Annotated in this window: 1 protein-coding gene; it reads right to left on the bottom strand. The window is 56.2% G+C overall.

Annotation, left to right across the window (positions count from 1 at the left end; all coding sequences use genetic code 11):
• On the bottom strand, positions 1 to 1890 hold a 1890-nt coding region (locus BFP89_RS00390; RefSeq protein WP_370671192.1), incomplete at both ends, for an immunoglobulin-like domain-containing protein.

Raw genomic sequence — 1890 nt, 5'->3', positions numbered from 1 at the left:
AACCGAAACGCTGCCGCTCGATTGGTTTACACCGATAGTGATGCTCTGGCCGTTATCGAGTGTGACGGTCAGCGGATTGGTGATGTTAGTCACCGGCGCGCCGTTTTTATCCACAAGGCTGGCGGTGTAGAGGATGTTGCCGCCCTCGCCGACGGTGGTGGTAGCGGTTAGTACAACGTCGACCTTGTCGATGGTGTCGTTGATCGCGGTAGTTGCGCCGTTGCCGGCAACTTCCAACTTCTCAAAGTTGCCGCCCGTTGCGTCGGTAATCTTGACCGTCTGAGTGCTCTTGTCGATAAACACGTCATCGCTTGGCGCAGGGACGGTGACGGTGCCGACAGTTTCACCAGCTTTGATGGTGATGTTCGAACCGTTATCGAGTTTCAGCGTGACGTCAGTACCGGCCTTGTTGCTCAAGGTCGCGGTGTAGGTGATCTGGCCGCCTTCGTTAACGGCACTTGGCGCGGTGAGCGTGACGGTAGTGGTATCAGCAGTGCCTGGGGTATCGGTAACGGTGGTGTTAACCGCTGTAGTACCTGGCACCAGGTTTTCAAAGTGCTCGCCACCGGTGACGGTTTTGATGGCGGTCGTGACGGTTTGATCGCCTTTGTAGACGTCATTCGGTGCCACGACGTTGACCGTACCGCTGGATTGGTTCACACCGATGGTGATGGTTTTGCCGTTATCCAGGGTGACGGTCAACGGATTGGTGATGTTGGTCACCGGCGCGCCGTTTTTATCCACAAGGCTGGCGGTGTAGGCGATGTTGCCGCCTTCGCCGACGGTAGTTGTGGCGCTCAGAACTACATCGACCTTGTCGATGGTGTCGTTGATCGCGGTGGTTGCGCCGTTGCCAGCAACTTCCAACTTCTCAAAGTTGCCGCCCGTTGCGTCTGTGATCTTGACCGTCTGCGTGCTCTTGTCGATGAACACGTCATCGCTTGGCGCAGGGAGGGTCACGGTGCCGATGGTTTCACCGGCTTTGATAGTGATGTTTGAGCCGTTATCCAACTTCAGCGTGACGTCACTGCCTGCTTTATTTGAGAGCGTGGCGGTGTACGTGATCTGGCCACCTTCGTTGACTGCGCTCGGCGCGGTCAGGGTAACAGTGGTGGTGTTATCAGTACCTGGGGTGTCAGTCACTGTTGTTGTGACTTTATCGGTACCTGGAACGAGATTTTCGAAGTGCTCGCCACCAACGACGGTCTTAATAGCAGTGGTGACGGTTTGGTCGCCTTTGTACACATCATCCGGTGCAATAACCGAAACGCTGCCGCTCGATTGGTTTACACCGATAGTGATGCTCTGGCCGTTATCGAGTGTGACGGTCAGCGGATTGGTGATGTTAGTCACCGGCGCGCCGTTTTTATCCACAAGGCTGGCGGTGTAGAGGATGTTGCCGCCCTCGCCGACGGTGGTGGTAGCGGTTAGTACAACGTCGACCTTGTCGATGGTGTCGTTGATCGCGGTAGTTGCGCCGTTGCCGGCAACTTCCAACTTCTCAAAGTTGCCGCCCGTTGCGTCGGTAATCTTGACCGTCTGAGTGCTCTTGTCGATAAACACGTCATCGCTTGGCGCAGGGACGGTGACGGTGCCGACAGTTTCACCAGCTTTGATGGTGATGTTCGAACCGTTATCGAGTTTCAGCGTGACGTCAGTACCGGCCTTGTTGCTCAAGGTCGCGGTGTAGGTGATCTGGCCGCCTTCGTTAACGGCACTTGGCGCGGTGAGCGTGACGGTAGTGGTATCAGCAGTGCCTGGGGTATCGGTAACGGTGGTGTTAACCGCTGTAGTACCTGGCACCAGGTTTTCAAAGTGCTCGCCACCGGTGACGGTTTTGATGGCGGTCGTGACGGTTTGATCGCCTTTGTAGACGTCATTCGGTGCCAC

It is taken from the genome of Pseudomonas sp. 31 R 17, assembly GCF_900004915.1.
GTDB classification, from domain to species: Bacteria; Pseudomonadota; Gammaproteobacteria; order Pseudomonadales; family Pseudomonadaceae; genus Aquipseudomonas; species Aquipseudomonas orientalis_A.
This window is presented reverse-complemented; position numbering and strand designations above follow the sequence as displayed.